14 protein-coding genes are annotated in these 19,972 nt (G+C 66.7%); 10 read left to right on the top strand and 4 right to left on the bottom strand.

The genetic code is table 11. The features are described 5' to 3' along the window. Positions 1-97: 97 nt before the first annotated feature. Positions 98-463 carry a hypothetical protein gene (locus tag AC3QL3_RS11830; protein ID WP_492893783.1) on the bottom strand — a complete coding sequence of 122 codons (366 nt, stop codon included), beginning with the start codon at positions 461-463 and terminating at the stop codon, positions 98-100. A 76-nt stretch (positions 464-539) separates the two neighbouring features. Here AC3QL3_RS11830 and AC3QL3_RS11825 point away from each other — a divergent pair, with 76 nt between their 5' ends. Both AC3QL3_RS11825 and AC3QL3_RS11820 read left to right on the top strand, forming a co-directional pair. Next, positions 540-1,589, top strand: coding sequence for a hypothetical protein (locus AC3QL3_RS11825; protein ID WP_492893781.1), 1,050 nt, complete (start codon positions 540-542; stop codon positions 1,587-1,589). Between the two features lie 40 nt (positions 1,590-1,629). Next, positions 1,630-2,478 (top strand): hypothetical protein, encoded by an 849-nt coding sequence (locus AC3QL3_RS11820; RefSeq protein ID WP_492893779.1) that lies wholly within the window; start codon positions 1,630-1,632, stop codon positions 2,476-2,478. A 64-nt stretch (positions 2,479-2,542) separates the two neighbouring features. Here AC3QL3_RS11820 and AC3QL3_RS11815 read toward each other — a convergent pair whose 3' ends face one another. Next, positions 2,543-5,290 carry a type 2 lanthipeptide synthetase LanM family protein gene (locus tag AC3QL3_RS11815; protein ID WP_492893777.1) on the bottom strand — a complete coding sequence of 916 codons (2,748 nt, stop codon included), beginning with the start codon at positions 5,288-5,290 and terminating at the stop codon, positions 2,543-2,545. Between the two features lie 238 nt (positions 5,291-5,528). Next, complete coding sequence (locus AC3QL3_RS11810) at positions 5,529-5,717, bottom strand: DUF6229 family protein (protein ID WP_492893775.1); 189 nt, start codon at positions 5,715-5,717, stop codon at positions 5,529-5,531. 231 nt (positions 5,718-5,948) lie between these two features. Between AC3QL3_RS11810 and AC3QL3_RS11805 the strand changes: the two genes are divergently transcribed. Together AC3QL3_RS11805 and AC3QL3_RS11800 are read left to right on the top strand one after the other, a co-directional pair. After that, entirely contained in the window at positions 5,949-8,435 is a 2,487-nt protein-coding gene (locus AC3QL3_RS11805; protein ID WP_492893773.1) for a winged helix-turn-helix domain-containing protein, read from the top strand. 164 nt (positions 8,436-8,599) lie between these two features. Continuing rightward, positions 8,600-10,102, top strand: coding sequence for a choice-of-anchor J domain-containing protein (locus AC3QL3_RS11800; protein ID WP_492893771.1), 1,503 nt, complete (start codon positions 8,600-8,602; stop codon positions 10,100-10,102). A gap of 65 nt (positions 10,103-10,167) precedes the next feature. Here AC3QL3_RS11800 and AC3QL3_RS11795 read toward each other — a convergent pair whose 3' ends face one another. Beyond that, a complete protein-coding gene (locus AC3QL3_RS11795) occupies positions 10,168-11,271 on the bottom strand; it encodes a Glu/Leu/Phe/Val dehydrogenase dimerization domain-containing protein (protein WP_492893769.1) in 1,104 nt (367 codons plus the stop codon). Positions 11,272-11,339: 68 nt separating this feature from the next. On the opposite strand from AC3QL3_RS11795, the gene AC3QL3_RS11790 reads away from it, so the two are divergent. The 6 genes from AC3QL3_RS11790 (at position 11,340) to AC3QL3_RS11765 (ending at position 19,970) form a co-directional block, all read left to right on the top strand. Further along, on the top strand, positions 11,340-12,206 hold the full coding sequence (locus AC3QL3_RS11790; RefSeq protein ID WP_492893767.1) for a hypothetical protein: 867 nt from the start codon (positions 11,340-11,342) through the stop codon (positions 12,204-12,206). Positions 12,207-12,251: 45 nt separating this feature from the next. Continuing rightward, positions 12,252-12,854, top strand: coding sequence for a TetR/AcrR family transcriptional regulator (locus tag AC3QL3_RS11785; RefSeq protein ID WP_492893765.1), 603 nt, complete (start codon positions 12,252-12,254; stop codon positions 12,852-12,854). Between the two features lie 79 nt (positions 12,855-12,933). Beyond that, positions 12,934-13,800 (top strand): alpha/beta hydrolase, encoded by an 867-nt coding sequence (locus tag AC3QL3_RS11780; protein ID WP_492893763.1) that lies wholly within the window; start codon positions 12,934-12,936, stop codon positions 13,798-13,800. A gap of 154 nt (positions 13,801-13,954) precedes the next feature. Then, a complete protein-coding gene (locus AC3QL3_RS11775) occupies positions 13,955-17,506 on the top strand; it encodes a methylmalonyl-CoA mutase family protein (protein ID WP_492893761.1) in 3,552 nt (1,183 codons plus the stop codon). 113 nt (positions 17,507-17,619) lie between these two features. Beyond that, positions 17,620-17,823, top strand: a complete 204-nt coding sequence (locus tag AC3QL3_RS11770) for a hypothetical protein (protein WP_492893759.1) — start codon at positions 17,620-17,622, stop codon at positions 17,821-17,823. Positions 17,824-17,936: 113 nt separating this feature from the next. After that, the gene (locus AC3QL3_RS11765; RefSeq protein WP_492893757.1) at positions 17,937-19,970 is read left to right on the top strand and encodes a tetratricopeptide repeat protein; all 2,034 of its coding nucleotides are present in this window, start codon (positions 17,937-17,939) and stop codon (positions 19,968-19,970) included. Positions 19,971-19,972: the final 2 nt, after the last annotated feature.

Here is a 19,972-nt window from a genome sequence, read left to right as displayed (position 1 = left end):
ATCGATGGAAGACCGCGCGGTCTGCCTGCGTCGCGACTCGCGGCGGGCATGGCGCCATCGCGCGTAGTCGACTGCGCATCGGCGCAGCCGGCATAGCCTAAGCGATATCCGCCGCAGCTGCCGCTTCGGTGAAACGACTTTCATCGATGCGCATCGGCGGACGTGTTTCCTTTTCCATTCCTATATTCGTATCAAGGTTTTCAAACCTTCGTGTCAGCTCGCTCGTCGCGATGACGTAACTCTTTTTGACACGGTGAAGAGTCGGATCCTGGCCGATCACGAAGCGTAGCTCGCAACTCTCGACAGCGGCCCGCAGCGCCGCAGCGCAAGCGCAAAGACGTTCGACGCGGCAACGCCGCGCCGCGGCCGTCGCTCGCCTGCGCATCGCGGTGGGCCGCGACGCGGAAAGGGCACGGCGGAACGAGTGATCGACGTCGTCCGGCAGCGTGTCAGTTCGTTCCAATCGACTACGTCTAGGAGAACGTCATGCAAAACGCACGAGCAAGACGACCGTTGCAAACCTATGGGGAGGACAAGTCATGAACAATCGGAGTTCTAACTGGGGCCGGCGGATCGCGCAGACCCTCGCCGCCGTCGCGCTGTTGAGCGGCATGGCGGCGACGCAAGCCGCCGAGACCGGCATCACGATCGAAGCGGTGGATGCGTATTCCTGCGGCGCGCTGTCGAACGACATTCCCAACGTCGACAACTTCCGCAGTCGCATGCTGTCGATCGCCGGCTACACCGCCGGTCTGCGGTACACCAACGGTCTGGTCTATCCGACCGATTTCACCGATCCGGACGTGGTGTCGGGCGGCGGTGACACCTTCAACTTCGACCGCACCGGCGACGCTATTTCGTACTTCAGCGGCCACGGCACCTGCGACGACCAGACCAACACGTCCTGCACGACGACGGCCGGCTGCCCGAATGTCGCCGGCACCGAGAAGCGCTGCCTGCGCTTCACCGACAGCCCGCTGGCCGGCCGCTGCGTGTACTCGCGTCCGCGCAACATCGTGGTCGACCGCACCGGCACCTCGTGCCAGTTCGTCAACTACTCGACCGGTCCGGTGCGCTGGGGCGAGAGCCCGGTCTCCGGCACGTTCGGCGGCGCCGGCACCAACGGCGGCGTCAACCTCGCCGTGATCGACAACAGCTGCGGCATCACGCCCGATTTGTGGGGACCGGAGCTCAATCTCGCCTTCGCAGGCGTCTCCACGATCGCCTTGATCATGCCGACACGCGTGGGCAGCGACACCGCGGACGTGGCCGGCCGCGGTCGCGCGTTCGCCGATCGTTACGTCGCCAATCCCGGCTCGGCGGTAGCGCCGGCGTGGGCGGAATCGATCAACTCGGTCACCGGCGGCTCGGGCTGCGCATTTGGTGGCGGCAATCACGGCGTGGTCGGCTGCGGCGCCAACATCTCGATCTCGCGCGAGACCGATCAGGCGCGGGTGCTGTGGGCCAATCGCACCGAGAACTGGGCGCAGCTGCGCGATCCGGCCAACGACAGCATCAGTCGCAATTGGGTCGCCTGGATCTACACCTGCAACTACGACTGCAACAACCATCCCTTCATTTTGAACTGACGAGGTCGCTATGAAACGGCTAATGATTAGTGCGGGCCTCGTGCTCGCAGGCCTCTCCAGTGCAGGGGCCGCCGAACAGGCCAGCTTGCAAGGGCAGGCCTACCGGCTGACGTTGGAAAGCTCGCGTTTCGACGTCGGGCCGAACCGGCGCGACGAAACGGAAGGTCTCTACACACGTGCGGTCGGCGACCGCGGCGCGTTCATGGTCGACACCGTCACCGGTGCGACCTTGGCAGTGCCGAGCTTCGCCGCCACGGCGCTGCCGAAGGGCGAAGTGGCGAGCTTGCCGCAGCCTTTGACCAAGGACCCCGAGCGGCACAGCGCCGCGGTGCGCGACTATCTGGTCGCCACCGGCGTGCCCAAGTCCGAAATCAGCGGCATGCACGTGACGACGACGATGGCGGGCTCAGGTCCGGCCGACGAAGGCGTGACGAAGTCGCACTCGACCTTGCTCTGGTACACCTCCCACCTCGAGCGCTCGCTCGGCGGCATTCCGGTGGAAGGGTCGTACGCCTACGCCGCGCTCGATCGTTCCGGCAAGGTCATCAGCGAAGGCGTGTACTGGCCGTCGATTCCGGCGGACGTGGTCGCCCGCGCGATGTCGCTGCAGAAGAAGCTGGCCGCGCCGGCCGCGCGCGCGGCCTTCGTGCAGAACGTCAAGAAGGTGTCGCCGGAAGCGGAGACCGAGGCCGGCGAGGTCAAGATCGTGCACACCTCTTCGGGCTATCACGGCCAGTTCGAAGCGAAGGCGGTGTACAGCGTGATCGCGCGCAGTGCGGTCGGCGAAGTCGGTCGCGGCAAGGCGCGCATCCTGCGCTTCGACGCGGAAGGCAAAGCCTTGGCGATGGCGGACGAAGTCGCCGCCGGCGCGAATTCGGCCAAGCAATAGCTTCGGCGAGTGTGAAGAAGGAACGGCGGTCGGCCTCGAGCCGGCCGCCGTTTTCTTTCGCGTATTACTTCGTCGCGGCCTGCGCTCTGCGCTCGAGCAGCAGCGGCGAGGCCAGGGTGCAGTCGGGGTGCATGCGATTGAGACTGTGGATGATGCCCGCCACACCGATCATCAAGCTCGGCGTATAGGCCTCGCGATCGATCGTGGCCGATCCGGAAAAGCGCGGCTCCAGCGCCGAGATGACGCGAGCGGTCAGCGTCTCGCGGTCGATCGCCGAAGCCTCGGGATCGATCGCGATCATGCGCGCCGTCAGCTCCCAGGCCGACAAATCGCCGTGGCACAGCGTATGGGTGAGACCCCAGGAATGCCGCGAGGCGGCAACGGCTCGGCGCAGGTCGCGCAGATGACGCTCGTCGCCGCTGCGCAGGTAGAGATCGCCGGCGGACAGGCCGATGCCGACGCTGCCGTTGCACCAGATGTGCACGCTGTCGCCGGCCGGCGTGCGCCGGTTGTCCCAGTTGCCGAGCGCGTCGTCGAACAGCGAATCCTGGAACGCGAACACCGCATCGGCGAGCGCGCTCCAGCGCGCACGATCGGCGGCGCTGCCGGCATCGGCCAGCACGAGGCGCTTGAGCGCCCAGGCGATGCCCGCCGCGCCGTGCAGAAATCCGCCCGAAGGTCCGCTGAAAGCGACGGTGGTCCAATGCACGCCAGCATCGGTCAGCGTGATGAAAGACTCCGCATGGCGGCCCGCTCGCGCGGCCAGGGCGAGCCAGCGCGGATCGGCGGTCGCTTCGGCGAGAGCGAGCAGGGGCGCAATCGTTCCGCAACAGCCATCCATGATGTCGAGGTAGTTGTCCGCTTCCACGCCGTCGCGTTCCAGCCTTTCCGCGCAGGCGACCGCATGGGCGAGCAGCGGCTCGCGTTGCAGCAGGTCGTACAGAGCGAGCCAGGACCAGATGTAGCTGCCGCTGCCGTTGAAGCCGCCCACGGTTCTGGCTCTCTTGCCGTCGGTCATGGCCGCGAACACCTGCAAGGCGCCGTCCAGAACCTGATTCACATCGGCGACGAAGTCGGCGCGTCCTTGCTCGACCTCATGCCGATAACCGGCCAGCGCCAGCGCCACGCCGCTGATTCCGGAGTAGAGGTCGGGTTGCAACGGCTTCACGTGCCAGGCGCCGCTGCTGTATTCGGGTGAGATCCAGGTGGCCGAGCCGTCGCTGCCGCGCACGGCCAATTGCAGAAGATGCGCGACCGCTCGGGCAGCCAGCTCGCGACGGCGCGCGTCGAGCCTCGCCGCATGCGCAAGCGACAGGAGATGCGCGTGGCCGCTGTCCGCGGGCGGCGCGCCGATCTCCTCGTTCAACTTGGTCGCCACCAGGGCGCTGCGGATCAGCACTTCCTCCAATTCAATGCGCATGCCGCGCCAGTCGGCCAGGGCCTCCTCGATGCGCTCGTGCGTCAGCTCGGCGACGAAGATCGGAATGTCGCCGTAGCGCAGATCGTGGATCTCGCCGTCGACCTCCTCGGGCGACGACGGCGCGCTGCGCGCATCGGCCTCGTCGTAGGTGAACAAGCCGCGCGCGCGTTCGATCGCTGCCGCTTCGTTGTGCAGCGAGGCCGGATGCCACAGCATCCGATCCAATTCGCCGTAGATCATCGTCGGCCGCCGAATCTCGCGCACCTGGCAGCCGCGGAACGCGGAGAGCAGAACCGCGAGTTCGCCGTCGGCGTCGATTTTGCGCAGCGATCGGGTCGTTTCGAGAAAGGCGCTGCTGATTTCGTCCCAGTAACGATGCAGTTCCGGTTTCGCACTGGGATGATTCAGCGCCGACTTCACGTCGCTGTCGACGATCTGCAGGCGAGCGTCGGTGGTGCCTTCGGCGGCGATGATCGGCACGCGGATTTTCGGCTGCTCTCCCTGCAAGGCGCCGGCCGCGGACAGGTCCACGTTGCCGAAACCCAGGATCGAGGCACGGAACGGCACGATGCCGGTCCGCAACACCGAGTTTTGAATCATCCGCTCCGCGAACGCGTGCGCCTCGCCGTAGCTCGAGGTCGCGCTCGACCAGACTGGCGTGAACAGGCTCTCGACGTCGACCACGATCGGCAGCGGTCCGGAGGCGATCAGATTCTCGAAATGGATGTCGGTGCCGCCGAGCAGGCGCAGGATCGCGAGCCAGTGGCCGAGCCCGCGATAGAAGGTGCGCATTTCGTCTTCGTCGCCGCAGTAGCGGTGAACAATGAAGGCCGCCCAGCCGTACTCGCCGCGGTCGATCACCTTGGGCGCGCGTATGCGGGAAGAGGCGTCGCCGAATACGCGGCGCAGAAATGCATCGAGCGCGTCGTCGATACGCAACGAGCGCGGCTTGTACATCACATCGCCGCCCTCGAACGAAAGACGCGCCACGCTTTGCCCGCCGGCGTGCGAGTCGCCCTCGCCGAGCATGACGTCGGTCAAGCGCCCCGGCGTGCCGCCGAGCAGCGCGGCCAACGCTGCACGATCGGCGATGTAGCGAGCGAGCAGCGCTTCGATCGCGCCGCTGCGACGATCCAGCATGCCTTGCAGCCGCGGGCGCAGCGGCGGGTAGCGCAGGTCCAGATGCGCGGCGAACTCGGGGCTGAGAGCGTATTGGACGAATTGCGCGAACTGGCCCGGATCGTCTTCGGCGCTGAGCCGGCCGGCCAGTTTGGCCGCGTGCAACTCGAGCAACAGCACGCGATTGAGCTTGGTCTGCGCGCTCTCGCGCAGGGCGCGCGCTGCGGCTTCTTGGATGAGCTGCGCTTCGTCGGCGTCGATGGTTGCCGACATGCGCTCGAGGACAGCGCCGAGCTTCTCGCACGCAGCGGAAACGAAGTGTTTGACGATCGGAGCAAAGCCGTCAGAGGTACGGCTCTGAACCGTCATGGACTTCCACTCCCGGCGAGGCGTTGAGAAAGGATGAGCCTTCCATGCCCGCAGGGTACGGCGGCAGCGACATCGAACGTCGCCTGCGCGAGGAAGGTGGCGCGCAGTTCAACCGAACTGCGCGCCGGTTACAGCGTAGCTCTCAGCAGCACTGCGTCGTGAAGACGCACGTGCGCAGCGTCGAGCTGCCCGCAATTTCAATGTTCGAATCGGCCGTCGCGGCTTTGGTCATCGCCTCGCCGTACATGTAGAGCGGACCTGCGGGATTTGCCAGGCCGCCGGCGTCGTCTGCGCCGCTGAGCCACTGCGATACGGTGCTTTCATCTTGCATGGCATTCCTCCTTTCGTGATCCCAAATGGATGCCACGAGGCAAGCGCCCTGCGGGCGCGAACGTCATGGCTCGATTGCGCGGAATTTTCGTTCGGATTGACGCCTTGGACGGCGCATCCAATATTTGAAAACACCGCTTCAAAACTGTGCGCTCGGCTGAACGGCTTGTCAACGCCGAGCCCCACGTCCGGCCCATCCGGCCGCTGGCGCCAGGCGCTACTCTTGGCGGCTATGTCGTCCCGCGCCTACCGCTTCGGCAGCTTCGTCCTCGACCCGGCCGCGCGCGAGCTGCGGCGCGACGGCGTGCGCGTCGCCACCTCGCAGAAAGTATTCGATTGCCTGGTCTGGCTGATCGCCCATCGCGAGCGCGCGGTCGGCCGCGACGAGCTGATCGCGGCCGTGTGGGGCCGCGTCGACGTCAGCGATACGCACTTGGGCAAGACGATGTTCCAGGTGCGCCGTGCGATCGGCGACAACGGCGACGAGCAAGGCATGATCCTGACCGTGCCGCGCTTCGGCTATCGCTGGATCGCGCCGACGCTGGATCTCGATGTGGCAGCGGCGCCGGCATCCGTGTCCGATCGATCCGCTTTTATAGAGCAGGGCGGTGATCGAATTTCCGGCCGCCTCGGCGTTGCCGCTTCGGAAGTTTCGAGCAAACGCACCGCGAACGCGGGCGCCAGCGCGACGCTCGACATCGCCGCACGTCCTGCGCACCAACGATCGGTCGCGCCGGCACGATCGCGCCTGCGCTGGATCGGCTTCGGCGCCGTCGTGCTGCTGATCGCGCTGGCTGCCGGCCTGCTGCATCGCGCTGCGATCGTCGCGCCCGCGCCGAGCGCTTCTGCGCCCGTCGCGAGCAGTACGGGCGCCGCCACCATCCTGCCGGCCTTCGTCGAGGCGGAAGCGTCCTCGACCTGGTTGCGCCTGGGCATGATGGAGCTGGTCGCGCAGCGATTGCGCGCCGGTGGCATCAACGTGGTTCCGAACGACACCGTGATGGCGGCGGCGCGCGGCGCCGCTGCCGCCGGCAAGGACGAGGCCGCGTCGATCCCGAGCCTGATCGGCACCGACGGGCCGGTGCTGGTGCCGCGTCTGCGCCACGATGCGGCTGGCTGGAGCGCGCGCCTGGAATGGCGAGTGCGCGGCGCGCCGGCGCAAACGGTCGAGGCGCAGGCGGCCGATGCGATTTCCGCTACGCAAGCAGCGGTCGATCGGCTGTTGGCGGTCCTCGGCCAGCCACCGCAACAGGACACTGCCGCTTCCAAGCTCATCGGCACGCCCGACGCCTCGACCCTGCGCGTGGAAGCGGCTCTGCTCGACGACGACGCGGTCGTCGCGCGGCGCGAACTGGAAGCGTTGCCGGAAATCGCGCGGGCCGCTCCGCGCGCGCGTCTCCTGCTCGCGCGCATCGAGCTGAAGGAAGGCGCGTTGGATCAGGCGCTGCGCCATCTCGACGCGCTGGCCGCGGAAACGCGCGAAGAAACCGATCCGCTATTGCGCGCCGACGTGCTGCTGGCGCGCGGCCACGCCGCACTGTTCGACCCGGCTGACACTAGCTCGGCCGTCAGCGTGTTCGGCGACGCCTTGCGCCTGCTCGAAGGCCGCGGCAGTGCGTCCGCGCTGGCCGTCGCGTATGCCTGGCGCGGCATCGCACTGACCCGCAGCGGACGCTACGACGACGCACGTGCCGACTTCGCCAGCGCGCGCGTGGCCTTGCAGACGATCGGTGACACGCTCGGGCTGGCGCGCGTCGACGCCAACGAAGGCATCATGGACGTCGCGCTCGGGCGCGGCGTCGCGGCGCTCGGCTTGCTCGAACGTGCCGGCGAGACGTTCGAACGCTACGCCCGCCCGGTCGATCTGGCCCAGGTGCTCAACGCCGAAGTCACGGCGGAACTGTCGGCGCTGCGGCCCGACCGCGCCATGCGCGCGGCCGAGCGCCTGCGCGAGCAGCTGCCGCGGCTGCCCGGCGCGTTGACGCGCAGCCTCGGCGAAGGGACGTTGGCCGGCGCGCTGGTCGCGAACGGGCGCTGGCGCGAGGCGACCGAAGCGTACGAGCGCGCCGAAACGGATGCCGAGCAGGCCGGCGAACGGCGCTGGCAGGGCGAGCTGGCCGGCGAGCGCGCGCGCCTGGCGTTCGCGCAGGGCCGACCCGACGCCGCCTACGCCGGCGCCGAGCGTGCGGTCGATGCGCTGACCTCGGCCGACAGCCTGCGTGCGCGCGCCATCGCCTGGTTGTTCGCGGCGCGTTCCTTGCGCAGCCTCGGTCGCGACGGCGAAGCGGCCGCCAGCGTGGCGCGCTTCGCCGACTGGGCGCACGCAGCAGAGGATTCGACCGTCGCCGCCTACGCCGAGTTGGCGCTGGCGGAGCAGGCTTGGGCCGGCCGCAACCGCAGCGCGGCCGTTGGCCACTACGAAGCCGCGCTGCGTGGCGTCACGCGCAGCGGCGTCGCGGCCGATCTGCGCGAAGTGGCGAACTCCTACGGGTACGTCTTGCTCGCCGACGGCGAAACGGCCAAGGCGGCGGCGGTGATCGGCCAGCTCGCGCGCTGGGCCGAGTACGACTACACCTGTGCGCTGGCGCAGGCGGCGCTGTATCGGGCGCTGGGTCAGCCCGAGCCTTGGCGCAATGCTTTGCAGCGTGCGCGCGAACTGGCCGGCGAGCGACCGATTCCGGCCGCGCTCGCGGCCATGCCGGCAACCGCAGCGCGCTAGCTCGCAGCGCCGGCGCGGCCAGATCGGGCGTCCCGCGGCCGGCCAGACGCGGTGGTAATGAAAGAGTAATGACGCCGGCAAGGGCCGGTAACGCGCAGGGCGGACGTCTGCGTCAGCGTGCCGGGCTGAGGCGAATTCGCCTGGCGCGACCTTGGGAGTACGACGTGAAAAACCGATTCGACCGATGTTCCAACCTGCTCGCGGCATGTCTGTTCGCGCTCGGCCTGAAAGTCGGCAGCGCCGCCGCAGCGGCACCGGACATCGTCCAGTTCAAAGCACCGGCCGGGCGTGCGGCGGCGAGCGCGGCGCCGTGCCGCGAAGGCTTCGAAGACATTCCGCATCTGTACGACGCCGGTAAATGGCTGCGCTTCAATCGCAGCGGCGGCCGCGACACACCGGTCGGCTCGCCCTCGATTTTCTGGGACGGCCTCGGCACCGACGCGCTGCCGGCCGGTTGGGAGAACGTCGCGATCGGCGCGCAGACCGGAACGCCGCTGTCGCGCGTGATGTCGGCCGGCTTCACGCTGGGCGCTTACGACGACACCGTCAGCTCCTGGCTGCTGACGCCGCCGCTCGACTTCGCGCCGGGCGCGACGCTGAGCTTTTGGACGCGCGCAGTCGTCAACAACATCGGCGGCTGGCCCGAGCGCCTGTACGTGCGCCTTTGCAGCGGCGATGACTGCAGCGACGTCGGCGCCACGCCCGACGAGGTCGGCGCGTTCGGGCAGACCCTGCTCGCGATCAATCCGGATCTCGAGCCGACCGATCTGTGTCTGGAGCAGGACCCGACCACATGCGCGTTCTATCCGCTCAACTGGCGCCGCTACACGGTCGCGCTGCCTGCCTCCGGCCGCGGCCGCGTGGCGTTCCACAATCACTACCCGAACAACTCCACCGCCTGGACCGGTTATGGCTTGGCGGTCGCGATCGACACGGTCGAGCTGGAGGGCGCGCCGAGCTGCCCGTTCCTGGCCGATGCGATGTTCGGCGACGGCTTCGAACCGCCGCTCGATCCCGGCGCGCTGACGCAGAACCTCGACAACCGCAACGTCGAACCGAGCATGAGCGTGGTCTGCCAGTACGCCGCCTCGGGGTTCTACACGCGCAACGCCTGGCTGCGCCGCTTCGACTTGCACGGCGGCAACGGTCTCAACGGCCGCGTATCGATCAGCGGCGTCGATGTCGGCATCGACGCGGCCTCGGGCAGCCAATACGTGCCGGTGCGCCTGTACTCGATCGCGCACGGAGCGGAACTCAGCTACGCCAACCTGACCCTGGTCGGGCAAGCCGAGCTGCCGGTCGACAGCACCGATTCGGCTCTCATCCGCAACGTGCCGGTCACCGGCGTGATCGCCGACGCCGCCGAGCAGGATCTGGTGGTCGAGGTCAGCGACGAATACGGCGAGGCCTACCGCGCGTTCTTCGTCGGCATGAACCATCAAGGCCAGACCGCGCCGACCTACTACTCCGGCGCCTGCGGCATTCCCGGCGACCAAGGCATCTTCACGCCGGTGATGGACGGCATCGTCGACTTGGCGCAGTTGGTATCCGCCGCGGACGGGTCGCGTTTCTACGGCCCGAACGATGCGATGGTGCTGACCGTGCACGTCGCCGAACGGCCGACCGGCGCACCGGGAGACGTCAGCGCGGAGCGGGTGATCCGTTAGCGGGTTTGCGAAAACGCACAAGCCGCCCGATGAGCTCGGGCGGCTTGCTTTCAGCGGCTTGCGAATTACTGCCCGCGCATGCGGCCGAGGAAGCGCGGCGTATGGTTGCCCATCGTCGGCAGCTTGATGCGGCCGATCGCGTTGATGCGCTCTTCCGCCATGCGGTCGGCGGCGAGGTAGGTCGGGATCGAATCGCGCTGGGCGATCTCGAAGATGCGGCCGACGTTGAGGTAGATCGTGCGCATCATGCGCATCGCGCGCTCGCGGTTGTAGCCGTCGATTTCGAGCGAGATGTTCATCACGCCGCCGGCGTTCACCGCGTAGTCGGGCGCGTACAGGATGCCGCGCTTCTCCACCTCGACGCCGATCGCGTTGTTGGCGAGCTGGTTGTTGGCGGCGCCGCAGATGATCTTGCACTTCAGGCGCGGCAGGGTCGCTTCGTTGACGGTGCCGCCGAGCGCGCACGGGCTGTAGACGTCGGCGTCGGTGTCGTAGATCTCATCGAGGCCGACCGCGGTGCAGCCGTAGTCGTCGACCGCCTGCTGCACCAGCTGCTTGTTGATGTCGGTCACGTAGACCTTGGCGCCTTGCTCGCGCAGGAGCTTGATGAACTCCATGCCGACGTGGCCGGCGCCCTGCACGGCGTAGCTGTACTTGCCCACTTCCTCGTTGCCGAACTTGTGGTTCAGCGCGGCCATCAGGCCCTGCAAGGTGCCGTAGGCGGTGAACGGCGAGGGATCGCCGGAGCCGCCGTGCACTTGGTGCACGCCGGTGACGAACTCGGTTTCGCGGAACACCCATTCCATGTCGTTGACGTCGATGCCGACGTCTTCGGCCGTGATGTAGCGGCCGTTGAGCGAGCCGACGAAGCGGCCGAAGGCACGGAACAGCGCTTCGGACTTGTCCTTGGCCGGATCGCCGATGATGACCGCCTTGCCGCCGCCGAGGTTGAGGCCGGCGACCGCGTTCTTGTAGGTCATGCCGCGCGACAAGCGCAGCACGTCGTTCAGTGCCTCCGCTTCGCTCTTGTACGGCCACATGCGCAGGCCGCCGAGCGCCGGACCGAGCACGCTGTTGTGCACGGCGATGATGGCTTTGAGGCCAGCATCCTTGTTGTGGCAGAACACGACCTGCTCGTGAGCGGTCTCGGCGATGGTTTCGAAAATCATGGCAACTCCGGATGTGGCGCTGGGCGAGGGGCGGGCGAGGGTGCGCCTGCGGTGAGGTGACGCGAAGAATGCGCCGTATCGCGCTGATTCTTCTGACCAGTCCTCGCCGCTGTCGTCGGCCGCGGGGAAAAACGGCGCGTAGTTTAGAGCCTATCGCGATGTTCTGCGCAGCACGCCGTCGCGGTGGCGGATCGCTTACGGCGCTGCGCGCCTCGGGCCGATCGCACGACTGCGTCGCAGGCCCGGCGCGGCGCGGTTGTCGCGCGCCGGCCGGCGGCGCAAGATCGCTCACCGCCTACCTCACGCAGGAAGCCTCCATGTCGTTCTTCCACCGCCGTTTCTCCTCCTTTCTCCTCGCCACCTGTTTCGCGCTGCCGGCGCTGGCTGCCGCCGACGGGTCGGGCGATGCCAAGGTTGCCGACGCCGTGTTCGCCGCCTATTCGAAGATGCTCGAATCGCACTTCGCGGTCGACATCGAATCGGTCGACGACAAGGGCAACCAGGTCAAGGCGCTGGCCGAATACGAAAGCCTGTCGCGCTTCCACGTGAAGACCGATCGCGTCGAAGTCATCAGCACGCCCGAAGCGACCTGGATCAAGGTCGACAAGGCCGGCTGGACCAAGTCGTCGGCCGACATGGCCGCGATGGCGAAGCAGTTCGTGCCGAAGTCGGCGGCCGATCTGCGCGCCGCCTCCAGCAATCTGAAAGACGAGGGCGCCACGGTGTGGAACGGCCAGCCCGTGCACGCCTACAGCTACGACACGCTGATCAAGGCGATGGACACCGAAGTGAAGGCGCACAACAAGGTGCTGATCGACGCGAAAGGCCGCATCGTGCATTCGGAAAGCGACGGCGAGACCGGCGGCATCAAGTCGCGCTCGACCCAGGACATCCGCTACGACGACAGCATCCGCGTGGCGCCGCCGAAGGGCTGATCCGGCTGGGTTGAATGTGTAGCACGGTCGTGCTATTTATTCGCCATGCAAGTCGATGCTAGAGCCGCCACCGCGAAGGGCGCCGCCACCCGCAACCACATCATCGAGCGCGCGCTCGAGCGGGTGCGCATCGACGGCTTGGACGGCCTCTCGATCGGCAACGTGGCGGAAACCGCGGCGATGTCCAAGAGCGGCGTGTTCGCGCATTTCGGCTCGCGCGAGGAATTGCAGCTGGCCGTGCTCGACGCCGCCGCCGAGCGCTTCACGCGCGATGTATTCGTGCCGGCGCTGCGTGCGCCGCGCGGCCTCGCGCGGCTGCAGTCGATCGCTACGTACTGGCTCGACTGGCTGCGCCTGAGCGAAGGCGGCTGCCCGATGGTCGGCGCCGCGATCGAGTTCGACGATCGGCCGGGCCCGGTACGCGAGCGCGTGGTGTTCTACGAAGAACGCTTGCGCGCCGAACTGGTGCGCGCCGTGCGCATGGCGGTCGACACTGGCGAACTGCGTGCCGACACCGACGCCGAGCAGGTCGCGTTCGAGCTGTTCGCGATCGCGCTCGCCACCCATCACGACCATCGCCTGCTCGGCGACCCGAGCCCGCGCGGCGACCGCGCGATCCGGCGCCTGCTCGACTCCTGCCGCATCTGAATTCGAACGAGGTTCCCCCATGGCCACGCCCGCGACCAAAAAAAGCACGATCGTTCCAAAAAATCTAGCATTCGCAGCCTTGCGAGCGCGCTACGCGCTCGGCGCGCGCATCGCGCCGCAGAACACGGCGCGCCGCGCCTTGCGTCTGTTCGGCACGCCGTTGGCGTCGAGTCGCCAGCGCGCACGTCAAGCCGATACCGGCGGCGCGGTCGCGTCGGTGCTCGACAGCCACGGCGTCGCGCTGACCTGTTACGTCTGGGGCGATCCGCAAACGACGCCGTACGTGCTGCTCGCGCACGGCTGGTCCGATCATGCGTTGCGCTTGTTGCCGTGGGCGCGCGCGCTGGGCGCGGCCGGCTACGCGGTGGTCGCGTTCGACCAGCCGGGGCACGGGCGCAGCGCGCCGGGGCGCGGTTATCTGGTCGATTTCGCGGCGCACACGGCGGCCGTGGTGGCGCGCTACGGGCCGGCGGCGGCGATGGTCGGGCACTCCTTCGGCGCGGCCGCGGCGGCACTGGCGATGTCGGAAGGCACGCCGATCGCGCGTGCCGTGCTGATCGCGCCGCCAGCCGACGTGATCGCGGCGACCCATCGCTTCACCCAGGCGCTCGGCATGCCGCCGTCGATCGCGCAGCGCATGTGCGCGCTGGCCGCCTCGGAGATCGGGCGCGAACTCGAATCGTTCCAGATCCAGCATCGCGCGCCGGCGCTGACGCCGCCCGCGCTGATCGTGCACGACCTCGACGACCGCGAAGTGCCGTGGTCCGAAGGCGAGCGCTACGCGCGCTACTGGCCCGACGCGCGCCTGCTCAGCACCAGCGGACTCGGCCACCAGCGCATCCTCGGCGACGCCCACGTGATCGAAGCGGTCTTGCGCTTCCTCGGCGGCGCCGTCGTCGGCGAGCGCGTGATCTCGACCTTCGAGCTGCCGTTCGGCGTGGCCTGACGCGGCGCCGTTCAACGGCGCTCCGTGCGTGCATCGCGTGAGCGCCGCCATGACCGGATCCTGACGATTCCGCCTGACGTGGCGCCGAGGAGCGCGGCAGGCACCGCGCGCCGCGTAGAATAGGGGTCTGTTTTCAGCAAGCCGGATCCGCGCCATGAGCACTCCCGCCAAGCACGTCGCCACCGAAAGCGCCGCCGAACTCAAGCCGCTGCGTTTCGTCACCGCGGCCAGCCTGTTCGACGGCCACGACGCCGCGATCAACATCATGCGCCGGCTGATCCAGGCGCAGGGCGCGGAGGTGGTGCATCTGGGCCACAACCGTTCGGTCGAAGACGTGGTGCGCGCCGCGCTACAGGAAGACGCCGACGCGATCGCGCTGTCGAGTTATCAGGGCGGTCATGTCGAGTATTTCAAATACATGGTCGACATGCTGAAGGAGCGCGGCGCCGCCCACATCCGCGTGTTCGGCGGCGGCGGCGGCACCATCACGCCGGAGGAGATCCGCGAACTCGAAGCCTACGGCGTCGAGCGCATCTACCACCCCAACGACGGCATGAAGATGGGCCTGGTCGAGATGATCGAGGACGTGGTCAAGCGCGCCCGCGCCGCCTCCGACGCGCACGCGGCCGGCGAGCCACGTGCCGAGGTACCGCCGGCTCAGGTCGCGATCGACGACGAGATCGCCGTCGGCCACGCGCTGACCGCGATCGAGGAAGGCCTGCACGACGAGCACCAACTCGAACGCCTGCGCAAGGAATGGCAGCTCGCCGGCGGCAAGACGCCGGTGATCGGTATTACCGGTACCGGCGGCGCCGGCAAATCGAGCGTGGTCGACGAGTTGCTGCTGCGCTTCCTGCACGCGTTCCCGCACATGCGCATCGCCGTGCTCGCGGTCGACCCGACCCGCCGCCGCAGCGGCGGCGCTCTGCTCGGCGATCGCATCCGCATGAACAGCCTGCGCAACCATCGCGTGTTCATGCGCTCGATGGCGACGCGCCGCCAGCACGCCGCCACCAGCGTCGTGCTGAAGGACTGCATCGCGTTCCTGAAAGGGCAGGGCTACGACCTCGTCATCGTCGAGACCGCCGGCATCGGCCAGAGCGATTCGGAGATCGTCGATCTGGTCGACTTCCCGATGTACGTGATGACCAGCGACTACGGCGCCGCCAGCCAGCTCGAGAAGATCGACATGATCGACTTCGCCGAGCTGATCGTGCTGAACAAGTTCGACAAGCGCGGCGCCGAAGACGCGCTGCGCGACGTGCGCAAGCAGTGGAAGCGCAACCGCGTCGCGTTCCAGACGAAGGACGAGGACTTGCCGGTCTATCCGTCCATCGCCAGCCAGTTCAACGATCCGGGCGTGACCTGGATGTTCACCAATCTGTGCCGGTTGTTGCGCGAGAAGCTGCATGTCGGCGCCAAGGTCGAAGGCGCTCCGGCCAAGCTCGACTGGACGCCGGCCTTCGACACCACGCTGAAGGAGCCGCGTGCGACCGTGCTGATTCCGGGCAGCCGCGTGCGCTATCTGGCCGAGATCGCCGAGCAGGGGCGCAGCATCAATGCGCGCATCGAGTCGCAGGCGGAGATTGCCGATCGCGCGCAGGCGCTTTGGAAGGCCATGAAAGAGCTCGGCGATGCGGAATTGCCGGAGCCGCTCGACCTGCACCGAGGCTCCGCTTCCCGAAGCTCCAATCCCGAATCCCGAATCCCGGCTCTCTACAACGATGCCATCCAATCGCTCGACTCCGAAGCCGTGCGTCTCTTGCGCGAGTGGCCGGCGCGGCTGAAGTCGATCACCGATGAAGTCGGCGAATACGAAGTGCGCGGCAAGGCGATTCGCGTCGAGAACTACCGCGAATCGCTCTCGCACCAGAAGATCCCGAAGATCGCCGCGCCCACCTACAAGAGCTGGGGCGAGCTTTTGGTCTTTCTGCAGAAGGAAAACCTGCCCGGTTACTACCCCTACACCGGCGGCGTCTACCCGTACCGCCGCACCGGCGAAGACCCGATCCGCATGTTCGCCGGCGAAGGCACGCCCGAACGCACCAATCGCCGCTTTCATTATTTGAGCCAAGGCCTGCCCGCCGCGCGCCTGTCGACCGCGTTCGACAGCGTGACCTTGTACGGCGAAGACCCGGCGCCGCGCCCGGACATCTACGGCAAGATCGGCAATTCCGGCGTCAACATCCCGACGCTGGACGACATGAAGAAGCTATATTCCGGCTTCGACCTGTGCGCGCCGACCACCTCCGTCTCGATGACGATCAACGGCCCCGCGCCGATGATCCTCGCGATGTTCATGAACACCGCGATCGATCAGCAGGTCGAGAAGTATCTGAAAGAAGACCCCGCGCGCTGGGCCGCCGCCGAAAAGCAGATCGCGCAATTGTTCGAAGGGCGCGAGCGTCCGCGCTACCACGGCGACCTGCCGGCGACCAACAACGGTCTCGGCCTCGGCCTGCTCGGCATCACCGGCAACCAAGTGGTCGACGCCGACACCTACGAGAAGATCAAGGCGCACACGCTCTCGACCGTGCGCGGCACCGTGCAAGCGGACATCCTGAAAGAAGACCAGGCGCAGAACACCTGCATCTTCTCGACCGAATTCGCGCTGCGCATGATGGGCGACATCCAGCAGTACTTCGTCGACCGCAAGGTGCGCAACTTCTATTCGGTCTCGATCTCCGGCTACCACATCGCCGAAGCCGGCGCGAACCCGATCAGCCAGCTCGCCTTTACGCTCTCGAACGGCCTGACCATCGTCGAGTACTACCTCGCACGCGGCATGAAGATCGACGACTTCGCGCCGAACCTGTCGTTCTTCTTCTCCAACGGCATGGACCCCGAATACACCGTGATCGGCCGCGTCGCGCGGCGCATCTGGGCGCGCGCGATGCGCGAGCGTTACGGCGCCAACGAGCGCAGCCAGATGATGAAGTACCACATCCAAACCTCCGGCCGCTCGCTGCACGCGCAGGAGATCCAGTTCAACGACATCCGCACGACGCTGCAGGCGCTATACGCGCTGTTCGACAACTGCAATTCCTTGCACACGAACGCCTACGACGAAGCGATCACCACGCCGACCGAAGAAAGCGTGCGCCGCGCCGTCGCGATCCAGATGATCATCAACAAGGAACTCGGCCTCAACTTCAACGAGAACCCCTGGCAGGGCAGCTTCATCGTCGACAAGCTGACCGACATCGTCGAAGAGGCCGTGTACAAGGAGTTCGAGGCGATCAGCGAGCGCGGCGGCGTGCTCGGCGCGATGGACACCATGTACCAGCGCGGCAAGATCCAGGAAGAAAGCCTCTACTACGAGCACAAGAAGCACGACGGCAGCCTGCCCTTGATCGGCGTCAACACCTTCCTGCCGAAGGAGCACGGCGGCGAAGTGGCCACCGAGATCGAACTGATCCGTTCGACCGAGGAAGAGAAGGGCCAGCAGATCGAGAACGTGCGTGCGTATCAGAACAACCGCAACCGCCTCGCGCCGGTCGGCGAGACCTCACGCGAACACGGCACCGACGTCGACGAAGCCGACACCGGCACGCACGACGGGCATGGCCTGCGCTATTTGCAAGACACCGCGCGCAACCGGCAGAACGTGTTCGCGGCCTTGATGGAGGCGGTGAAGACGCACTCGCTGGGGCAGATCAGTCATGCGTTGTATGACGTGGGTGGGGAGTACCGGCGGAATATGTAACCGCGGCGACTTGCGATGTCATTCAATGTCCGCCAGATATTCGCCGCTCTGAACGACGCGCAGGTGGACTACGCCAAGCTTCGGCAGATCCGCGACGCCGAGCGAGGTGAGTCATGACAATCGGATCGAACGAACTGTCGTTCTCGCTTGCCGATGCCGGACGAGCCCAGTTGCAAGCCTGGTCGAAGCTGAGCACCCGTACGAAAATCGAGTTCTTCGAGGAAATGATTGAACTGGCGTACTTCAGTGGCGCCTTGTCGCCGCAACGTTTGGCGCTGCGGGATGCAACGAGCTCGGAGAAGCGGCGGGAGGAATGACTTCCGTTGCTCTGGCGCTAACCATCTGGCTGTGACGGTCCGCTGTCGGAGTAGCGCGGCGCGGACATCGACCGCATCATCGTTCCATCGACCGAAGACTCCAAGCGGGCCCAATGAAGCGATCGTTCTTCGGTGAACTAAGCCGCCGCAATGTCATCCAGGCCGCCGCGCTCTATCTGGCCAGCGGCTGGCTGCTCGTGCAGATCGCGACGCAGGTGTTTCCTTTTTTCGACATCCCCAACCGGGTCGTGCGCGCCATCGTTGTCGCCGTGATCGCCGGCTTTCCGGTCGCGCTGATTTTCTCGTGGTTCTACGAGTGGACTCCGCAGGGATTCAAGCGCGAGGTTTCCGCCGACCAAGACCTCGACGTGCAGCGGCCGCGCTCGCGCCGCATCGATGGCGCGATCATCGGGGTACTTTCGCTGGCCGTCATATTCTTGCTGGTGAATTACTTCATGCCGCGCGGCGAATCGGCACAGAAAGAGGCGCGCCGTTCGATCGCTGTTCTGCCTTTCGAGAACATGAGTTCCGAGCCGGACAACGCCTACTTTGCCGACGGCATCCAGGACGAGATCCTGACGCGTCTCGCAAAGATCGGTGAGCTGCGGGTCATCTCGCGCACTTCTACGCAGCGGTATTCCGCCAAGGGCGGCAACGTGCGTGACATCGGTCGCGAGCTCGGCGTTGCGATGGTGTTGGAGGGCAGCGTGCGGCGCGTCGACAAAGCCGTACGCGTTTCCGTGCAGCTGATCAGCGCCACGAGCGACGAGCAAGTTTGGGCCGAGAGCTACGACCGCAAGCTCGACGACGTGCTCGGGGTCGAAAGCGATATTGCGCAAGCCGTCGCCTCCACGCTGCACATCCAACTCAGCGGCGGCCAGGCCGCTGTCGTCGCGGCGCGGCCGACTGCGAACGCCGAGGCCTACGATCTTTATCTGCGGGCTCTCGCTGCCGAAACGCGTGCGGCAGGGCTCGCCTATGACAGGCACCACGTCGCAAGCCTGTATGAAGGCGTCGTGCGATTGGATCCCCAGTTCGCGCTCGCCTGGGCGCATCTGGCGATCGTGCGCAGCTACATGGTGTTCAGCTTTTTTGACCGCTCGGCGGACGACGCGGCGGCGATGAAGGCTGCCGCGAAAGAGGCCGTCGACAAAGCTCTGGCGCTCGATCCCGAGCTCGGTGAAGCGCATCTCGCGCTGGGGTTTTATCGCTTCCGCTGTTTGCGCGATTTCGCCGGCGGCCTGGTGGCTTTTGAGCAGGCGCGACAACGGTTGCCCAATAACGCGGAGGTGTTGGCCTCGATCGCCTACATCGAGCGCCGGCAAGGAAACTGGCGTGAATCCTTGGAGCATCTGAATGCGGCGACCTTGCTGGACCCCCGCGATTTGGCGCTGTTCTCCGAGCTCTCTGCTACCTACGGTTCGTTGCGTGATTTCACCAACGCGCGCCGTGCACTCGATCGAGCGCTCGAGATCGAGCCCGATTCGATGAGTCTGTTAGGACTCAAAGCTCAGACCTATCAGGATGAGGGAAATTTGGCGGAGGCCGCACGACTTCTCAAGCGCGTGCCGGTACGCAAGGAAGATTTCTACAATTTCAGCATTCACATCGATCAGCTGCTCTACGAACGACACTTCGATGAGGTGATCGACACGATCAGCGGCGTGCTGTCGAAACCCAGCGACGACCTCGTCGCCATCGAAGCCTATTGTCGAATCGTCGCCGCCTCCGCGCAGCGATGGAAAGGCGAGAGCCAGCAATCGCAGGCTAATTTCCAGCTGGCGCTCAAGGCGGGGCTTCGCGTGCGAAAAAGCGAGGCGGACGACGTGCAGCTCGCCCAATTCTTTGCGGTCGTTTACGCAGGACTTGGCGACAAGGAGAACGCGCTCGCCATGGCGAAGCGGAACGTCGCGCTGAATGCGGACGATTCGGTGGCGCTGCCGAGAGCGCAGGCTCTGCTGGCACGAGTGCAAGCCGACTTCGGGGATCAGGATGCCGCCGTCGCGGCGCTTCCGCACTTGCTCGAGGTTCCTGCGGGCCCGACCCTCGCGGAGCTGCGTTTGCATCCGATGTGGGACCCGCTGCGAGCGAATCCGCGCTTTCAGGCCCTGATCGCGCCCGCAAACGGGGCCGGGTCCACGCACTGATT

The organism is Dokdonella sp. GW821-FHT11D02 (genome assembly GCF_058808595.1).
Note: the sequence above shows the minus strand (reverse complement) of the source record. Positions and strands in the feature narration are given on the sequence as shown.